The organism is Paenibacillus qinlingensis (assembly GCF_013204845.1).
Classification (GTDB): domain Bacteria; phylum Bacillota; class Bacilli; order Paenibacillales; family NBRC-103111; genus Paenibacillus_E; species Paenibacillus_E qinlingensis.
Genome location: NZ_JABMKY010000008.1, coordinates 302993 through 317501, shown reverse-complemented (window position 1 = coordinate 317501; position 14509 = coordinate 302993). Strand labels below are relative to the sequence as shown.

Sequence of the window (14509 nt, the reverse complement as noted above, 5' to 3'; positions counted from 1 at the left end):
CCCTCAAGATGAGATTTCCCAGTATGTAAGACCCCTTGTAGACGACGAGGTTGATAGGTTCGAGGTGGAAGTGCGGCAACGTATGCAGCTGACGAATACTAATCGGTCGAGGGCTTAACCAAATTCCTAAGAGTAAGACTTACGTTGAAGTTTCGTATCTAGTTTTCAAGGCGCAAACAAACGCTTTGACTGTTTGGTGATGATGGCGGAAGGGATCCACGCGTTCCCATCTCGAACACGACCGTTAAGCCTTCCAGCGTCGATGGTACTTGAACCGCAGGGTTCTGGGAGAGTAGAACGTTGCCAAGCATTGTTCCCTGATAGCTCAGTTGGTAGAGCACTCGACTGTTAATCGAGTTGTCACAGGTTCGAGTCCTGTTCGGGGAGCCATTTATTTTTAAAATCCAGGCCTTTTTTATGGAGAGGTGTCCGAGCTGGCCGAAGGAGCACGATTGGAAATCGTGTAGGCGTCACAAGCGTCTCGAGGGTTCGAATCCCTCTCTCTCCGCCATAAGAGCTTTTAAACTAGAAAAGCCTGTTTTCGAGGCCCGTTGGTCAAGTGGTTAAGACACCTCCCTTTCACGGAGGTAACAGGGGTTCGAGTCCCCTACGGGTCACCATCAATTGCTAGTAAGATTTATCCCATGGAGGCTTAGCTCAGCTGGGAGAGCATCTGCCTTACAAGCAGAGGGTCGGCGGTTCGATCCCGTCAGCCTCCACCATTTTATCTACTCAGAAAAAATTAGAATGTCTTCAATTTTGTCTGGGAATAATAAAATATCATGCTAGTAACGTCGCGGGGTGGAGCAGCCCGGTAGCTCGTCGGGCTCATAACCCGAAGGCCGCAGGTTCAAATCCTGCCCCCGCAACCAACCTCTTATCTAGAGGAGAATTACATAGTGTGGAGCTGTGGTGTAGTGGCCCAACATGCCTGCCTGTCACGCAGGAGACCGCGGGTTCGAATCCCGTCAGCTCCGCCATTTTTTATGAAATACAATATGAGTCATTAGCTCAGTTGGTAGAGCACCTGACTTTTAATCAGGGTGTCGTAGGTTCGAATCCTACATGACTCACCATTTCATTCATAGGGATCTTTAGGCGTAGACTAAAGTCTCTCAGATTGATTACCAGCATGCGCGTATGGCGGAATTGGCAGACGCACTAGACTTAGGATCTAGCGGGCGACCGTGGGGGTTCAAGTCCCTCTACGCGCATCCAAACAAAAAGAGCTTTCTTCATTCCTTAGCCGGGATCGAAGAGAGTTCTTTTTTTGCGTACATGCATATCTAAAATATGGTTGACATTGATTATTATTATCACTAATATCAAGTAGTAGTGATTTACGTTAATGGCGGGGGGAGATCGCAATTGAAAACGATTAAATACTGCTGCAGAAATGAGAAATTCGGATCCAAACAAATATATAAGTCCATTAAGAATGAATTCCCGGACTTGAAGCAGAAGAAGAAAGATTGCCTCGGCAATTGTAGACATTGCAAGAAAGAATGTATTGCGATGATCGGGAAGAAGAAGCTGCTTTGTGCGGAGTCACCAGACCATTTGTATGCTCAACTTAAGGAAATAATCTCGGCATCTAAGGCCAAAAGTGTGACAGCTTGAACCTAAATTTGCTGAAATTGTTACTTCCGTTTGTATTTCTATGCACAATTCTGTTAATCTTGTATGTATGGGGAATACGCAAGAGATAACCATACAGAAAGGTGTGTGCACAGATGCTAAACGATACACTAACAGAAGCGCTCAATGAGCAGATGAATTATGAGTTTTATTCCGCGCACGTCTACTTAGCTATTGCTGGTTATTGCGCTGCGGAAAGCTTGGATGGATTTTCAAACTTTTTTAAGGTACAAGCAGAAGAAGAGAAGTTCCATGCCATGAAGATTTTTAAATTTATTAATGACCGTGGGAAAAAAGTCAGCTTTGCTGGTATGAACACGCCTGTGAATCAGTACGAATCGATTTTGGATGCATTTGAACATGCTTACCTGCATGAGCAAGAAGTAACGAAACGGATTTATCATCTATCCGATTTGGCATTGAATGATAGAGAGCATGCGACTATGCAGTTCTTGAAATGGTTCATTGACGAGCAGGTTGAAGAAGAAGCGATGTTCGATAGCATCATCAACAAGTTGAAACGTATCGATAAAGATAGCAATGCGTTCTATATGTTGGATGCGGAATTTGCACAACGTTCTTTCACACCGCCAGCTGCGGAATAATTACATAACCTATTCATGAGAAAAAACTTACTTGTTTCGCAAATTTGCGGAAGGTAAGTTTTTTCTGTTTGTTGCCATACGGTTGTCAGGGTTAATTATGTATAGTAGTAGAAAAAAGAAAGGAAGTACATCATGGAGAAATTAGATCTAGCCAAGACTTATAAAAATTATTACTCAGCCTCAACGAAGCCTCAAGTTGTTGAATTTGAACCTATTTCTTACGTCACAATTGTAGGGAAAGGGGACCCCAATGGTACGACCTTTGCTAACGTAACAGAAGCGCTGTATACGGTCGCTTATGGCGTTAAGGGCTTTTGTAAGAAGGCAGAGCAAGATTTTACTGTACCGAAGTTAGAAGGGCAGTGGTGGGTGGATGGCGATCCTAGAACTGCGTTAGACGTGCCGAGAGAGGAGTGGCATTGGAAGCTGTTGATTCGGATGCCGGTATTTGTAACGGAGGACCTCGTGGAAGAGGCACGTAGTGCGGCACTAGCGAAGAAGAAGGAGCTTAAGATTATTGCGGATGTTGGATATGAAACTTTGCATGAAGGACTCTGTGTCCAGATGCTGCATGTGGGGCCGTATGCGACAGAACCGGAAACACTGGCACAAATGGAGCATTTCATTGCACAGGAGCAGCTCAGCTACCGTGGACTTCATCACGAGATATACTTATCAGACCCGAGGAAGATTGATCCTGCGAAAATGAAAACGATATTGCGATATCCCGTTCAAGCGATAGAAGTGGTGGTGGGGTGAATTTTGCTGTAAAATAGAACATAATGTCGAGCAGCCAACCAGGGGGAGGGATAGCGGGTGCAAATGCGTAGTATATCTAGGTTTGGACGAGCTATTGGTGTTCTTATCATCATCATCGGGTTCATGTACCCAACGCCTGCTGCTCACGCCTCTTGGTTGGATCGGGTAAAAGAAATCTACCAATTGCCAAGCAATGTAGAACAAATCCAGAAGGATTATGAAGCTACGAAGCAGCAATTAGAAGAGCAGAAGGACAAGTTGTCGGAAGCCGTTAAGCAGTCTCAAGAAATCGAGGATCGTCTCCTCAGTCAGAACGAGGCACTTAAGAAGGACAACGAGCAGTTGCAAGAACGGTTAAAGGCGATGGAACAAGTTGCACTGGATAAGGATAACCGAAATCGCAAAATAACGTACATGGCGTTTACGGCAGCCGCATTGGTTGTAGGCTATTTCTTGCTTGGACGTGTGTTTCGTTTCTTCGTTTGGCGTAGACAGAAACGTGGGCTGCGTTAGCAGACCAGTGGAGGAGGTTGGTTGTGTCATGGAGGTCATCTTTGAAAATGCGAGCTTGCAAGCTAGGATGGCTACGCTGCAGCTTGAGTATGGCGAAGCTGTTCATGTGCTTCATCCCAACCAAATTGTAGCGTTTCAAGGGATGCCAGAGCTGCGCGAGGATGCTTTGATGAAACTTCCAGGCATGTACAGGAAGAAGCGATTGATTCAATCGCGCGTTAGAGGTCCAGGCCAACTACTTATGGGACTGCCAGAAGCGTATAGTTTGGCGGTAGTGCCTTTAGAAGCGGAAGATGATCTATTGTTTGAATTTCGTCATGTTCTCTTTTATACGGAGGGTGTGACCTTTACAACGCACCTGCAGAGCGTCAAGAATACGTTGATCACGCAGGATCTTGTCAAAATGCAATTTCATGGCCCCGGTACGCTAGGTTTATTAACAGCCGGTCCTTTGCACCAGATGGCTTTAGATCCGAAGCAGCCTTTGTTTATAGATGTTAGCTGTCTCGTAGCGTATCCACGGCAGGCAAATCTACGTCTTTGTGTATATGGCAATACATTAGCAAGTCAGCACATGAATTATCACTGGGAGATTACAGGGCATGGTCATGTACTGATGCAGCCTTGTAAGCCGGATCCTAAGTTGGACGAGCACATGAAATCGGATAGCTTGCTGCGCCGCATAGCTCGGGAAGTTCTGCCATTTGGCGGCGTTTTCATAAAATAATAAAAAAATATAAAAAATAGTTGCATTTGTTTTGAATACCTGATATATTATTCCTTGTCGCCTCAGAGAAACACTTGCTGAGCGAAAGAGAAATGACACCGTGCGGAAGTGGCTCAGCGGTAGAGCATCGCCTTGCCAAGGCGAGGGTCGCGGGTTCGATCCCCGTCTTCCGCTCCAATATTTGCGCCCTTAGCTCAGCTGGATAGAGTATTTGACTACGAATCAAAAGGTCGGGAGTTCGAATCTCTCAGGGCGCGCCATTTACACTTTATACTTACTACGGGACGTAGCTCAGCTTGGTAGAGCACCTGCTTTGGGAGCAGGGGGTCGCATGTTCAAATCGTGTCGTCCCGACCATTTTAGAATTTTTTATATGCGGGCGTAGTTTAATGGTAGAACTTCAGCCTTCCAAGCTGATCGCGCGGGTTCGATTCCCGCCGCCCGCTTACAATGAAATGGACCACCTTCGGGTGGTCTTTTTCGTATATAATAATTTTTCGAGTAAGCGAAGCTTACCCTTATTAATTGTTACCAACGTGGGTTATGGCGTTAAGGCGTTGCTCCTTGGCGCTAGTGAAGGTACAAAAATCGGCGCTAGCCACGGGGAATCCTGGCTAATCGAATAGCTGGATTTTCTGCAGCTAATTCAAGCGAGATCATGGCATTTCGCAAACTAACTGGATTTCCTCCCGTTATTTCAGGCCAATTTCGCCTAACGGGACATTTTGAGTGAAATTAGATGTAGGAAATCCAGTTAAACTCCCCAAAGGTTAGTTTTACTCAGATATAGATGTAGGAAATCCATTTAATCGCTCAAATCTACCCAGCCTGGGGACGCAAAAGAATTGAGGCTACTACTTCTATCCCTTTCAAATTTTCCAATAGTCATAGTCGTATATCTAGGTTAAAATGGGAAAAACATGCAAAGGGGACTTACCGAAATGAACGCTATTGAAAATCGTATTGAAGGATTACACAAGTATCATTCGGAGTTAACAGCGACGGCTGATCTGGCTGCTTTCTGGGAGCGCGCATATGCGGAAGCTACGCAAGGAGCATCCTATACAAGAGAGACGGTGGCATCAGCTTTTGTACAAGCGGAAGTGAATAAGATTATCTTGCAGGGTGCAGCGGAAACACCAATCCATGCATGGTTGTTACTGCCTAATGCAGAGAGCAAGTCTAAGAAGGTACCTTGTATTGTTACATTCCCAGGCTATACGGGCTCCAAAGGAAGACCCGAGGATCATGCAGCCTGGCTGCTTATGGGGTATGCCGTACTTGCGGTTGATGTACGCGGGCAAGGCGGCGATAGCGGTAACCTACTGCCACAGGAGACCGGTATGACGAGGGGATGGATTACGCAAGGGATTCTCGATGCGGAGACAAGCTATTACCGAGCAGTTGCGATCGATTCCTTACGTGCTGTGCAATGTGCGTTAGAGCAGCCAGAAATCGACAGTGAGCGTGTATTCGTATACGGTGGAAGCCAAGGCGGAGGGCTTGCCCTACTCGTAACTGCGCTTGAGAAGCGCATTCGGGCAACGATTGCCCACGTGCCGAATCTATGTCACATGGATCTAGGCCTGTTGAATTCGGTTAGTTCGCTTAGTGAGGCAGCAGATTTGGTTACCCGGTTCCCAGAATATCTGCCTGATGTACTGAGAACGGTTTCTTATTTTGATATTATGAACCTAGGTGATCGTCTTCAGCAGCCTGTTCACGTTACGGTAGGATTGAAGGATACGTGTTGCTTACCAGAAGCGATATTCGCTGCGTATAACCGAATTGAATCCCCACATAAATCGATTGAAGTGTATCCCTTCATGGGGCATGCGACACCTCCTGGTTCCCATGCAATGGCACATGCTTTTTTCTCCAAATGGTAAGGACTGAAACAAGTGTCACATCAAGCTTGCTATACCCTGCCTTCGCTGAGATCTTCTTGATCCGTAAGGTGGGGTTTTTGTCCATGTGAACTGATGAAGTCGTTCTCGTTCATCTAGCTACATAAGAAGTAAGAAGCTGCTCAGTTGGATAACCTATTACTAACTAGAAGGAAGGTGCTGACGGATGATGGTAAAAGAGGAGTCATTTGAAGAGGTATTCGAATTGATGGAAGCCGCGTTTCCAGAAACAGAAATAAGGACGTATGAGGGTCAGCAGGCGCTGCTATCTCATCCTAATTACAGAATCGATATCGAGAGAGATGCTCAGGGGCAGATGCTTGGATTCTTGGCCAGTTGGAACTTTAGCACGTTTCGATTTGTGGAACATATTGCTGTGGGCGCTGCCATAAGAGGCGGCGGGATTGGCAAAAAGATGCTGACGACGTATATGAGTAGTGGGAATACGCCTATCGTTCTTGAAGTCGAGCCTCCGACTACGTCAGATGCTACGCGGAGAATTGAATTCTATAAACGCTGCGGATTCCATTTGAATCTATTTCCTTATGCCCAGCCTCCCCTCAGAAAAGGGCAACCGAAATTGCCGCTCCACATCATGAGTTATCCTAGTCCAATGACGGAAGATGAGTTTGCTCCTTGTAAAGAAATCCTGTTTACCGAGGTGTATCGACAGCTGCTCTGAGAAGAGTGGCTGTTTTTATGTGCATTTACATAGGAAAGGAAACACTTACCATCTCGCAAAAGTTGTCAGGGTAAAACGAACTATGCTAGTCTAACATAGACAAAAAATGCCGAATCTCAGAGCATCGAAAGCTCTGGTACGGGGGACTTCTTTACTTGGGGTGAATGAATGCTCAGTTAGCCTATGGCTAATGGGCGTACTAGGGAAAACCTCTTCCCGAACCCGTCAACTAACCTCGGAGGCTTCAAGGAGGCACAACGTTTTGAAATTTTTTACCAAAAGCTTTATTTGTTCATGCGCTCTACTAGGCGCAGCCATTACCCTGTTCACCGCTCCCTCCACGCAAGCGGCTGCCCCAGACACCTCTTCGGTGAAGGTTCAAGTCAATGATGAATTGGTGCAGTTCCCGGAAAATCAGCCTTTTATTGATACGGAAGGTACACTTCAAGTGCCACTTCGTGTGTTGTCGGAGAAATTAGGGTATCAAGTGGGATGGGCGAAGCAAGGCGATGAAGTCGTCGTCACGCTTAAGAACAAGGAACAGGCAATTCAACTCACAACGGACGATGAGAAAGCGATCGTCAACAGTAAGTTAGTTGAGTTAGAGAGCAGCCCAACTTTGGTTAAGGGGAGTACTTATGTCCCTCTACGCTTTGTTACACAGACGTTTGGATCTGAGATCGCGTGGAACGATGCGAATAAAATCGCCATCGTGCAAGAGGACGGTAAGACTCACAAGCCAGCATGGATTGCACCGCCGCCAGCAGTTTTAGCAGCCCCAGTGGCCAAGGTTGTTCAGTCATCCATCGCAGCTCAAATTATTCAAGCTGCAACGACGTTTAAAGGAACACCGTACCGATGGGGAGGAACTACACCTAAGGGCTTTGATTGCTCTGGATTCGTTCGTTATGTATACGAGGCCAAAGGCATCGAGCTGCCACGCACCTCCGTGCAAATGTACGATCAGGCGGGGTCAAGAGTGACGGATTTGAAATCGGGAGACCTCGTCTTCTTTGCTTCTGGTATCGTCAATCATGTGGGTATTTACATTGGAAATAATCAATTTATTTCCTCGACAACATCCGTTGGTGTAACGGTTGATAGCCTCGCTAGCTCCTATTGGGGCTCAAGATATGTAGGTGCCAAACGCGTGTTATAGGTAGTTACGGAATCAAGTATAAGCAGCGGTATGAGAGCATCTGTTCGCGATGTTTTTCTTTATGGAAAGCAAAGCGGCAGATGCTCTTTTTTTTGCGGATTTGTGCGATTTTTATCGAATTTTTGAGAATTATAGCCTATAATGGAACAATGGTTGGAAGAAAGTAGGTGACACGTACGGCATGCAAGTCAGTGTCTGGAAAAGCTGGTTTCATAAAATTAAATTGTCGGGTCGAACAGATCGCATGTATAGCGTGGAAACAGGTCCTACCATACCGGAAGACATTCGGGTTGTGATTAAGCAGTTTTTTCATACGTATAACCATTTCAAAGGGGCTAGGCAGTTCCAAACAGATACGTTTATTAAAGAAGTATTTTACGCAACTAAACAAGATCCGAGGGATCAGCGTTCCATAGATGAGATGGAAACTTATATTCAGAGTAAGAATGTGAGTCGGTTACGACTGAAATCCTATGTCATTGATGAATATTTACGTGTTGGTGAAAATGTGTGTATGATCGGTGTGACGCGGGAGTTTAGCAATGCGCATCGCAATCGTGTGCTATATTTTATCATACAAGAAGAAGGCGCTTGGCGGTTTCATCATATCGTGAGATCACATCATGGTAAAATTCTTGAGAAATTTCAGGTGAAGGAACAGGTTGGATTCGTGGTTGGGGATGATAAGGTAGCGTTGCTCTTTCTAACACATGCCGATTCGGCAGATGCTTCCACGTTTATGTTAGGTGATTATGTTCACTCAGAAGGTTATTTGGAAGTGGAGCAAGAGATCAGCGGTCAGCTCTATTATCGCATTGTTCGAATGAATCGCGTACATTAGGAAGGTTACATACGCTTCAAGGACGACTTCGTGATCAAAAGTGGAATTTTTGAACAACCTCTATAAGCGGCATGAATAGGCTTTGCTCGGTCGTCGAGTAACGCTTATTTGGTGTGCGCGAATACGGTGCTATGCAAGTGGACACAGCCTACCTCCATATGAAAGAATGGAACTATCATGCATCAGGTGAAACGTTAGGTGTACATGCCTGAATGGGAGGCAAAGATGGAGAAAGAAACGATGGAGCTGCAAGAGCAGTTTTGGAAAAAAGTAGATGGAGAACAGTTAGGACAAATTCTACAATCGATTGCCATGAGCAAGGGGCTGGAGCCTAGTAGGCTTGCTTTTGTCTGTATAGGGACTGATCGCTCTACGGGCGATTCACTAGGTCCGATTGTGGGAAGTAAGCTTGCAGAGCTAGGCTATCCACACGTCATTGGCACGCTGGCAGAACCGTGTGATGCCACTAATTTGGCCATACGCTTGCAGGAAATTCCACCGGATGTGGTCGTTATTGCGATAGATGCTTGTTTAGGTCGGAAATTGAGTGTGGGTTTATACCAATTGTCGAACCAGCCACTGGCTCCAGGGAAATCAGTAGGCAAAGTCTTACCTCCTATTGGTCATTACACGATTGCGGCGATCGTGAACGTGGATGGACCAAGACAGTATAATGTCCTGCAAACGACGTCGTTATATCATGTGATGCGAATGGCGGAAGAAGTAACCCGTGCCATTGTTTATGCAATTCCTTTGTAGCTGAGGGGCAGCAAAGAGGAGAAAGATCGGAGTGATTAGTGAGTGATCGGACCAGGTGGATCAGGTGGGCCAGGAGGAATGGGGCGGCTTTCCGACCGGAATCGTCCAAAGGCCAAGTTGAAGGATGTATCGATACGAAGGATTTTGTTATTGTTCAAAAGGTATTGGGGCCAGCTCTTGGTCATTATCGGCTTGGCGCTGCTTGCGGCAGTGATGGGCTTGATCCCGCCTCTAGTTATGAAGGAAATTATTGATACCGCTATTCCACAGGGACGTGTTCAGCTATTGTCTGTGATGGCGCTGCTGTTAATCGTGCTGCCTGTTTTGAGCGGAATGATCGGTGTATGGCAAAACCATCTCAATACCAAAGTAACCCAAGGGGTTATACGGGATTTGGGGCAGTCGTTATTTCACAATTTGCAGCGGCAATCGATGTCGTTCTTTACGGACGCGCGTTCTGGCGAAATTGTTCAGCGGATTACAGGTGATGTGCAGTCGGTACAGAGTGTGGTTACGTCCATTGTTGTTTCTTCAATCACGCAGATCGTCATTGTTTTCACGACAATTGGTATCTTGTTTGCGCTAGATTGGAAGTTGGCGATTATTTCGGTACTTATCCTGCCACTCTTCGTATTGCCTGTGAAAAAGGTATCCAAGCTGCGGAAAGAATTACGGATTGAAACGCAAAAGGTGCGCTCCGACATCACCTCACAGCTGAATGAAAATTTCGGTATTTCAGGTGCGTTGTTGACGCGGATTTTTGGTAGAGAAAAGCAACAAGAGCAAGAATTCACAAAGATGAATCAAAAGGTGATGGATCTCGAGCTGCGGCTCAATCTTGTCGGCCGTTGGTTCGGAATGGCAACGAGCACGTTAGGACCGTTAGGCACGGCTATTATTTATATTTATGGCGGCTACTCTGTCATTCAAGGCGATATGACTTTAGGCTCCATCGTCGCGTTTACGGCGTATTTGGGACGGTTGTATATGCCAGTAGGGACATTGCTGAATCTACATGTCGAGGTAGCGACAGCGCTGGGGGTATTTCAACGGATATTTGAGTATCAGGACATGGTGCCTGATGTCATGGATGCTGAGGGTGCGCGCCAGTTAGGGGCTGTGGCGGGGCATGTGAGGTATAAGCAGGTTTCTTTTGCATATAAGGTTGGGGAGTCGGCTAGAGTTGGGCAGAAGGAGAGAGGGAAGACGCAGGAGCAGGACGGAGTAGAGCAGAGAGGGAAGCTGGCAGGTCGAGGCGATGGGGCTGAGAGAGGGAAGCTGGTGGAACGAGGCGGGGCAAGGGAGAAGCTCGTGGAACCCGAGGAAGCGAGGCTGCATAAAAGGCAGACGGAGCAGGGCGAAGCAGAGGAGAAGCTGGTGGAAACTGGGGAGAACGGGAGGAAGGTGCAGTATGCACTGCGCGACATCACCTTCGAGGCGCAGCCAGGTGAGATGGTTGCGCTTGTCGGACCAAGCGGCGCCGGGAAGTCGACGCTGATTGGGATGATCGCGCGGCTGTACGACCCGACAGCCGGCGTTATTGAGGTCGACGGTGTGAACGTCCGCGACGTGGAGTTATCGTCACTGCGGGCGCAGATCGCGTATGTGACGCAGGAGTCCTTTCTGTTCCACGCGACGATTGGCGACAACCTGCGCTTTGCGCGGGAGGACGCTACGCGTGAGGAAATGGAGGCCGCTTGTCGGCAGGCCTACATCCACGATTTCATCGTGTCGCTCCCCGAAGGGTACGACACGATGGTTGGAGAGCGCGGCCACCGGCTCTCCGGTGGCGAGCGCCAGCGGATCGCGATTGCTCGCGCGATCCTGAAGCGTCCGCGCATCCTCATCCTCGATGAGGCGACGTCGCACTTGGACTCGGAATCCGAGTCCTATGTGCAGGCGGCGCTCGAGGAGCTGATGCAAGGGCGCACGACGCTCGTGATCGCGCACCGGCTCTCCACGGTGCTGGCCGCCGATCACATTCTGGTGATCGAAGCGGGCAGCGTCGTGGAGCGTGGCACGCACAGCGAGCTGCTGGCGATGGAAGGGCTGTACGCGCGGCTGTACAGCACGCAGTTCGCGAAAGCTGCCGAGGAGGCAGCGAAGGGCGGCGTAGTGTAGCCTGGAAACGCAGGCAATAAGGCTCGCAAAGGGTCTTATTGCAGGGCGAGACGTCCTCGGCGTAGCAAATAACGCCCCAGAAGGGCGTTAAAAGTGGGTATCGCCAACCGAATGGGCGGAAACGCAGGCAATAAGGCCAGAAAAGGGTCTTATTGCAGGGCGAGATGCCCTCGGCGTAGCAAATAACGCCCCAGAAGGGCGTTAAAAGTGGTATCGCCAACCGAATGGGCGGCATTCGCAGATCGCTCACCTGCTAGCGATAAAATAGGGATATTCCCCTGGTCAATTGACCTTGGAGAATATCCCTATCTTGTTAAGTGCCTGTGCGTATGGGTAGGAATTAGCGCAGGAGTAAAGTAGGAGTAGGAGGAATGGGGATAGTAGTAGCCACAGAAAGGGTCTATTTTTGGCCAGATCCGCTACTCCACCCGAACGTTCGCCTGCGGACTAGAAACCCCTGTGTTGGGAGTTCCGTGGCTCGCGATCACGTCATCGTCGCTATCCACCAATCCTGCCGGATCCAGTTTGGTTCCTTCGCGCAGTAAGTAGCCGAAAAACAGAACGTAGTACGACACAATGATGAAGAAAACACCAGCGGTGACGGGATCTTTGGTAAATTGTGAGAAGTCAGCAGGGCTGAAGGTTGTTGTTGACCCGGTGGAAATAGCGACACTGGCGTAGCGATACGCGATGCGACCTAAGAAGAGAACAAGGACGGTGATCTCAATCCAGAGATGTGTGCGATAGTACCAGCCATCACTTCGATGCTCGAAGCGGGTATGGCGAATCGCAGTTCGCCCGAGCAAGGTGCCACCGGCAAGCCCGATCAAATAGCCGATGAAGTGGATGGGATGGACGAAGCCCAGGAGGAAAATAATGACCCCTAATAGGCTGAATAAGGACAGACGGAAGGTGAGTCTGCCACGGGAAAGCTTTTGAAAGCCAATAGTGCGCTTCACCCGTCGATAAATAAAAAAGCCAAAGATAAGAATCGGAATTACATAATGCAAAGCGTCCTGCATGGGGAAGAACCTCCAAACCTGTTATTGTATTTCCTAATTGTAGCAAATTTGGACGGCCCATCGTGAGAAATGTTATTCCGTTTACAAAATTGTGTCATACACTTAATAGTAGCTCGATAAACTTACTATTACACACTCAAAGTGCCGCAAGGAGTTGACGGTAAATGGCTATGATCACTCATGTTAATGTATGTAACACAGTTAATGAAATTTACTGTTGTCTTCGTAATAAAGTCGTGAAATTGGATGCGCAGCAAAAGGAGCAATTTTGCAAAGGTTGTAAAATGTTCTCAGGTGGAGCAGCGGGCTACGACCACGGTGTTTCTTGTACGTGGGAGGATTTGCGAACTGTAAGTAATCCGCATGTGGTACTTGATCCAGCCCAAGAGTTTAAACATAATCAAATTCGCCAAGTGCCGCCCGAGGGTCCGGCCTTATTTGTATATACACCCAGATGGTAAAACACATCCTATTTGATTTTGACGGGACACTTGTCGATTCCAGGGCACTCCTGGTTAAACTTTATAATGAAATGGCCATCCAACACCGTTTCCGCCCTATTCGTGAACAGGACTTGGGCCCGTTACGCTCCATGTCCATTTCTGAACGCGTAGATCGGTTAGGGGTACCCGTGCTACAAATTCCTAAGCTGATGGTAGCAGGGCGACAGCTCTATCACGAGAACATTCGATCACTGCAAATCGTACCTGGTATGAAGGAGGTCATTGCGAAGCTCTCCGCACAAGGGGTTAAGAGCTCGATTCTTTCTTCCAATTCAGAAGCAAATATCCGGCTTTTTTTAAGGAAAAATAAGCTGGAAGGTGCGTTTAAAGAGATCATTTCAGCGAAGCATATTTTCGGGAAACACCACTCGATTCGCAAAGTGATGAAGCAATGGGGAACCACGCCTACACGGATGATTTATGTTGGTGATGAGTTACGGGATATTGAATCCTGTAAGAAGTTAGGTGTGCCCATCGTAGCCGTAACATGGGGATATGATTCACCTCAGCTACTCCTGAGTGGACATCCGGACCATATGGCAAACACGCCTAGTGAGCTATACCGAACACTAATAAGCCTAAGTTGAGGGACTTGCAGCAGAGATAGTCATGAGCCGCCACAGGGAGGACTGAGGGGGCTTTTTACCATGCAAGATAATCGAGACTCGCAGAATTAACAGGTAGTCCTCCATTTCAAGTAAAATAAGAGTGAAGTTGTAGTTTGAGAGTCGATGGGAGTGGTAGCATGCTATTTTATTCAATTATTGTTGTGATTACGGCGATCGATCAGCTGTCTAAGTATTGGATTCGCTCGGTGATGACGGTTGGTGAATCCATGCCCTTTTATAAAGATTTTATTTCATTCACGTATTATCAAAATAGCGGGGCAGCAGGAAGTTCGCTGCAGGGATGGGCTCCTATACTCGGTGTTTTAGCTGTTCTCATTGTTGCAGGGATTTGGTGGTACCGTAAAAAGGGAGGTTTTCCGGGAATATTGAAACAAAGTGCAGCAGCACTCCTTGTTGGTGGGGCAATTGGGAACGGAATTGAACGGCTTCTATTCGGGAAGGTCACCGATTTCATTGTTATTAACTCTGGCAATGGAATTATGAATCTAGCGGATATAGCGATTAATATGGGTGTTGTGCTGTATGTGGTGGACATGCTTCTATCGCAGAGAGGCAAATGGAAAGGAAATGGGAAGAATCCGCAAATTTCATAGGTATTTAAGCCCTTACATGAGATGTCATTATAGAACTAAAGGACTATTTAT

At 47.4% G+C, this 14509-nt stretch carries 15 protein-coding genes, 12 tRNA genes, 2 rRNA genes and 1 riboswitch; of the genes, 28 read left to right on the top strand and 1 reads right to left on the bottom strand.

All coding sequences use genetic code 11. The features are described 5' to 3' along the window. The 25 genes from HQN88_RS17675 to HQN88_RS37700 all read left to right on the top strand — a co-directional run. Positions 1–122: ribosomal RNA gene (locus HQN88_RS17675) — 23S ribosomal RNA — on the top strand; the annotation flags it as partial. A 70-nt stretch (positions 123–192) separates the two neighbouring features. Further along, positions 193–309: ribosomal RNA gene (gene rrf / locus HQN88_RS17670) — 5S ribosomal RNA — on the top strand. Between the two features lie 5 nt (positions 310–314). Then, positions 315–390: transfer RNA gene (locus tag HQN88_RS17665), tRNA-Asn, on the top strand. Positions 391–419: 29 nt separating this feature from the next. Then, positions 420–511, top strand: a tRNA-Ser gene (locus HQN88_RS17660). 34 nt (positions 512–545) lie between these two features. Next, positions 546–620, top strand: a tRNA-Glu gene (locus HQN88_RS17655). 26 nt (positions 621–646) lie between these two features. Further along, a tRNA-Val gene (locus tag HQN88_RS17650) sits at positions 647–722 on the top strand. Positions 723–795: 73 nt separating this feature from the next. Further along, positions 796–872: transfer RNA gene (locus HQN88_RS17645), tRNA-Met, on the top strand. A gap of 31 nt (positions 873–903) precedes the next feature. Next, positions 904–980 (top strand) — tRNA-Asp (locus HQN88_RS17640). Positions 981–1000: 20 nt separating this feature from the next. Then, a tRNA-Lys gene (locus tag HQN88_RS17635) sits at positions 1001–1076 on the top strand. 58 nt (positions 1077–1134) lie between these two features. After that, positions 1135–1214, top strand: a tRNA-Leu gene (locus HQN88_RS17630). Between the two features lie 154 nt (positions 1215–1368). Then, complete coding sequence (locus HQN88_RS17625; protein WP_173114693.1) at positions 1369–1620, top strand: DUF1450 domain-containing protein; 252 nt, start codon at positions 1369–1371, stop codon at positions 1618–1620. A 113-nt stretch (positions 1621–1733) separates the two neighbouring features. Further along, positions 1734–2243, top strand: a complete 510-nt coding sequence (locus HQN88_RS17620) for a ferritin (RefSeq protein WP_056620645.1) — start codon at positions 1734–1736, stop codon at positions 2241–2243. 132 nt (positions 2244–2375) lie between these two features. Continuing rightward, on the top strand, positions 2376–3002 hold the full coding sequence (locus HQN88_RS17615; protein WP_173114690.1) for a GyrI-like domain-containing protein: 627 nt from the start codon (positions 2376–2378) through the stop codon (positions 3000–3002). Positions 3003–3059: 57 nt separating this feature from the next. Beyond that, positions 3060–3515 carry an SH3 domain-containing protein gene (locus HQN88_RS17610; RefSeq protein WP_173114687.1) on the top strand — a complete coding sequence of 152 codons (456 nt, stop codon included), beginning with the start codon at positions 3060–3062 and terminating at the stop codon, positions 3513–3515. A gap of 28 nt (positions 3516–3543) precedes the next feature. Continuing rightward, positions 3544–4242: an AIM24 family protein gene (locus HQN88_RS17605; RefSeq protein WP_173114684.1), complete on the top strand. Its 699-nt coding sequence runs from the start codon at positions 3544–3546 to the stop codon at positions 4240–4242. Between the two features lie 102 nt (positions 4243–4344). Then, positions 4345–4419 (top strand) — tRNA-Gly (locus tag HQN88_RS17600). 6 nt (positions 4420–4425) lie between these two features. After that, positions 4426–4502, top strand: a tRNA-Arg gene (locus HQN88_RS17595). Between the two features lie 20 nt (positions 4503–4522). Beyond that, a tRNA-Pro gene (locus HQN88_RS17590) sits at positions 4523–4599 on the top strand. A gap of 18 nt (positions 4600–4617) precedes the next feature. Continuing rightward, positions 4618–4688, top strand: a tRNA-Gly gene (locus tag HQN88_RS17585). 495 nt (positions 4689–5183) lie between these two features. Beyond that, positions 5184–6131 carry an acetylxylan esterase gene (locus HQN88_RS17580; RefSeq protein ID WP_173114680.1) on the top strand — a complete coding sequence of 316 codons (948 nt, stop codon included), beginning with the start codon at positions 5184–5186 and terminating at the stop codon, positions 6129–6131. 184 nt (positions 6132–6315) lie between these two features. Further along, entirely contained in the window at positions 6316–6831 is a 516-nt protein-coding gene (locus HQN88_RS17575; RefSeq protein WP_337995199.1) for a GNAT family N-acetyltransferase, read from the top strand. Between the two features lie 97 nt (positions 6832–6928). After that, positions 6929–7090: riboswitch (cyclic di-AMP (ydaO/yuaA leader) on the top strand. Positions 7091–7093: 3 nt separating this feature from the next. Next, the gene (locus HQN88_RS17570; protein WP_246320293.1) at positions 7094–7990 is read left to right on the top strand and encodes a C40 family peptidase; all 897 of its coding nucleotides are present in this window, start codon (positions 7094–7096) and stop codon (positions 7988–7990) included. A gap of 181 nt (positions 7991–8171) precedes the next feature. Beyond that, on the top strand, positions 8172–8831 hold the full coding sequence (locus HQN88_RS17565; RefSeq protein WP_173114677.1) for a hypothetical protein: 660 nt from the start codon (positions 8172–8174) through the stop codon (positions 8829–8831). A gap of 225 nt (positions 8832–9056) precedes the next feature. Continuing rightward, positions 9057–9590, top strand: a complete 534-nt coding sequence (yyaC, locus tag HQN88_RS17560; protein ID WP_246320292.1) for a spore protease YyaC — start codon at positions 9057–9059, stop codon at positions 9588–9590. Between the two features lie 78 nt (positions 9591–9668). Further along, entirely contained in the window at positions 9669–11711 is a 2043-nt protein-coding gene (locus tag HQN88_RS37700) for an ABC transporter ATP-binding protein (protein WP_246320291.1), read from the top strand. Between the two features lie 419 nt (positions 11712–12130). Here HQN88_RS37700 and HQN88_RS17550 read toward each other — a convergent pair whose 3' ends face one another. Next, complete coding sequence (locus tag HQN88_RS17550) at positions 12131–12733, bottom strand: CcdC protein domain-containing protein (protein WP_173114674.1); 603 nt, start codon at positions 12731–12733, stop codon at positions 12131–12133. 164 nt (positions 12734–12897) lie between these two features. Here HQN88_RS17550 and HQN88_RS17545 point away from each other — a divergent pair, with 164 nt between their 5' ends. The 3 genes from HQN88_RS17545 to lspA all read left to right on the top strand — a co-directional run bounded on the left by HQN88_RS17545 (position 12898) and on the right by lspA (position 14458). Beyond that, positions 12898–13194: a hypothetical protein gene (locus HQN88_RS17545; protein WP_173114671.1), complete on the top strand. Its 297-nt coding sequence runs from the start codon at positions 12898–12900 to the stop codon at positions 13192–13194. Beyond that, complete coding sequence (locus HQN88_RS17540) at positions 13188–13823, top strand: HAD-IA family hydrolase (RefSeq protein WP_173114668.1); 636 nt, start codon at positions 13188–13190, stop codon at positions 13821–13823. The genes HQN88_RS17545 and HQN88_RS17540 overlap by 7 nt, the downstream gene beginning before the upstream one ends. Positions 13824–13981: 158 nt before the next feature. After that, a complete protein-coding gene (lspA, locus tag HQN88_RS17535; RefSeq protein ID WP_173114665.1) occupies positions 13982–14458 on the top strand; it encodes a signal peptidase II in 477 nt (158 codons plus the stop codon). Positions 14459–14509: the final 51 nt, after the last annotated feature.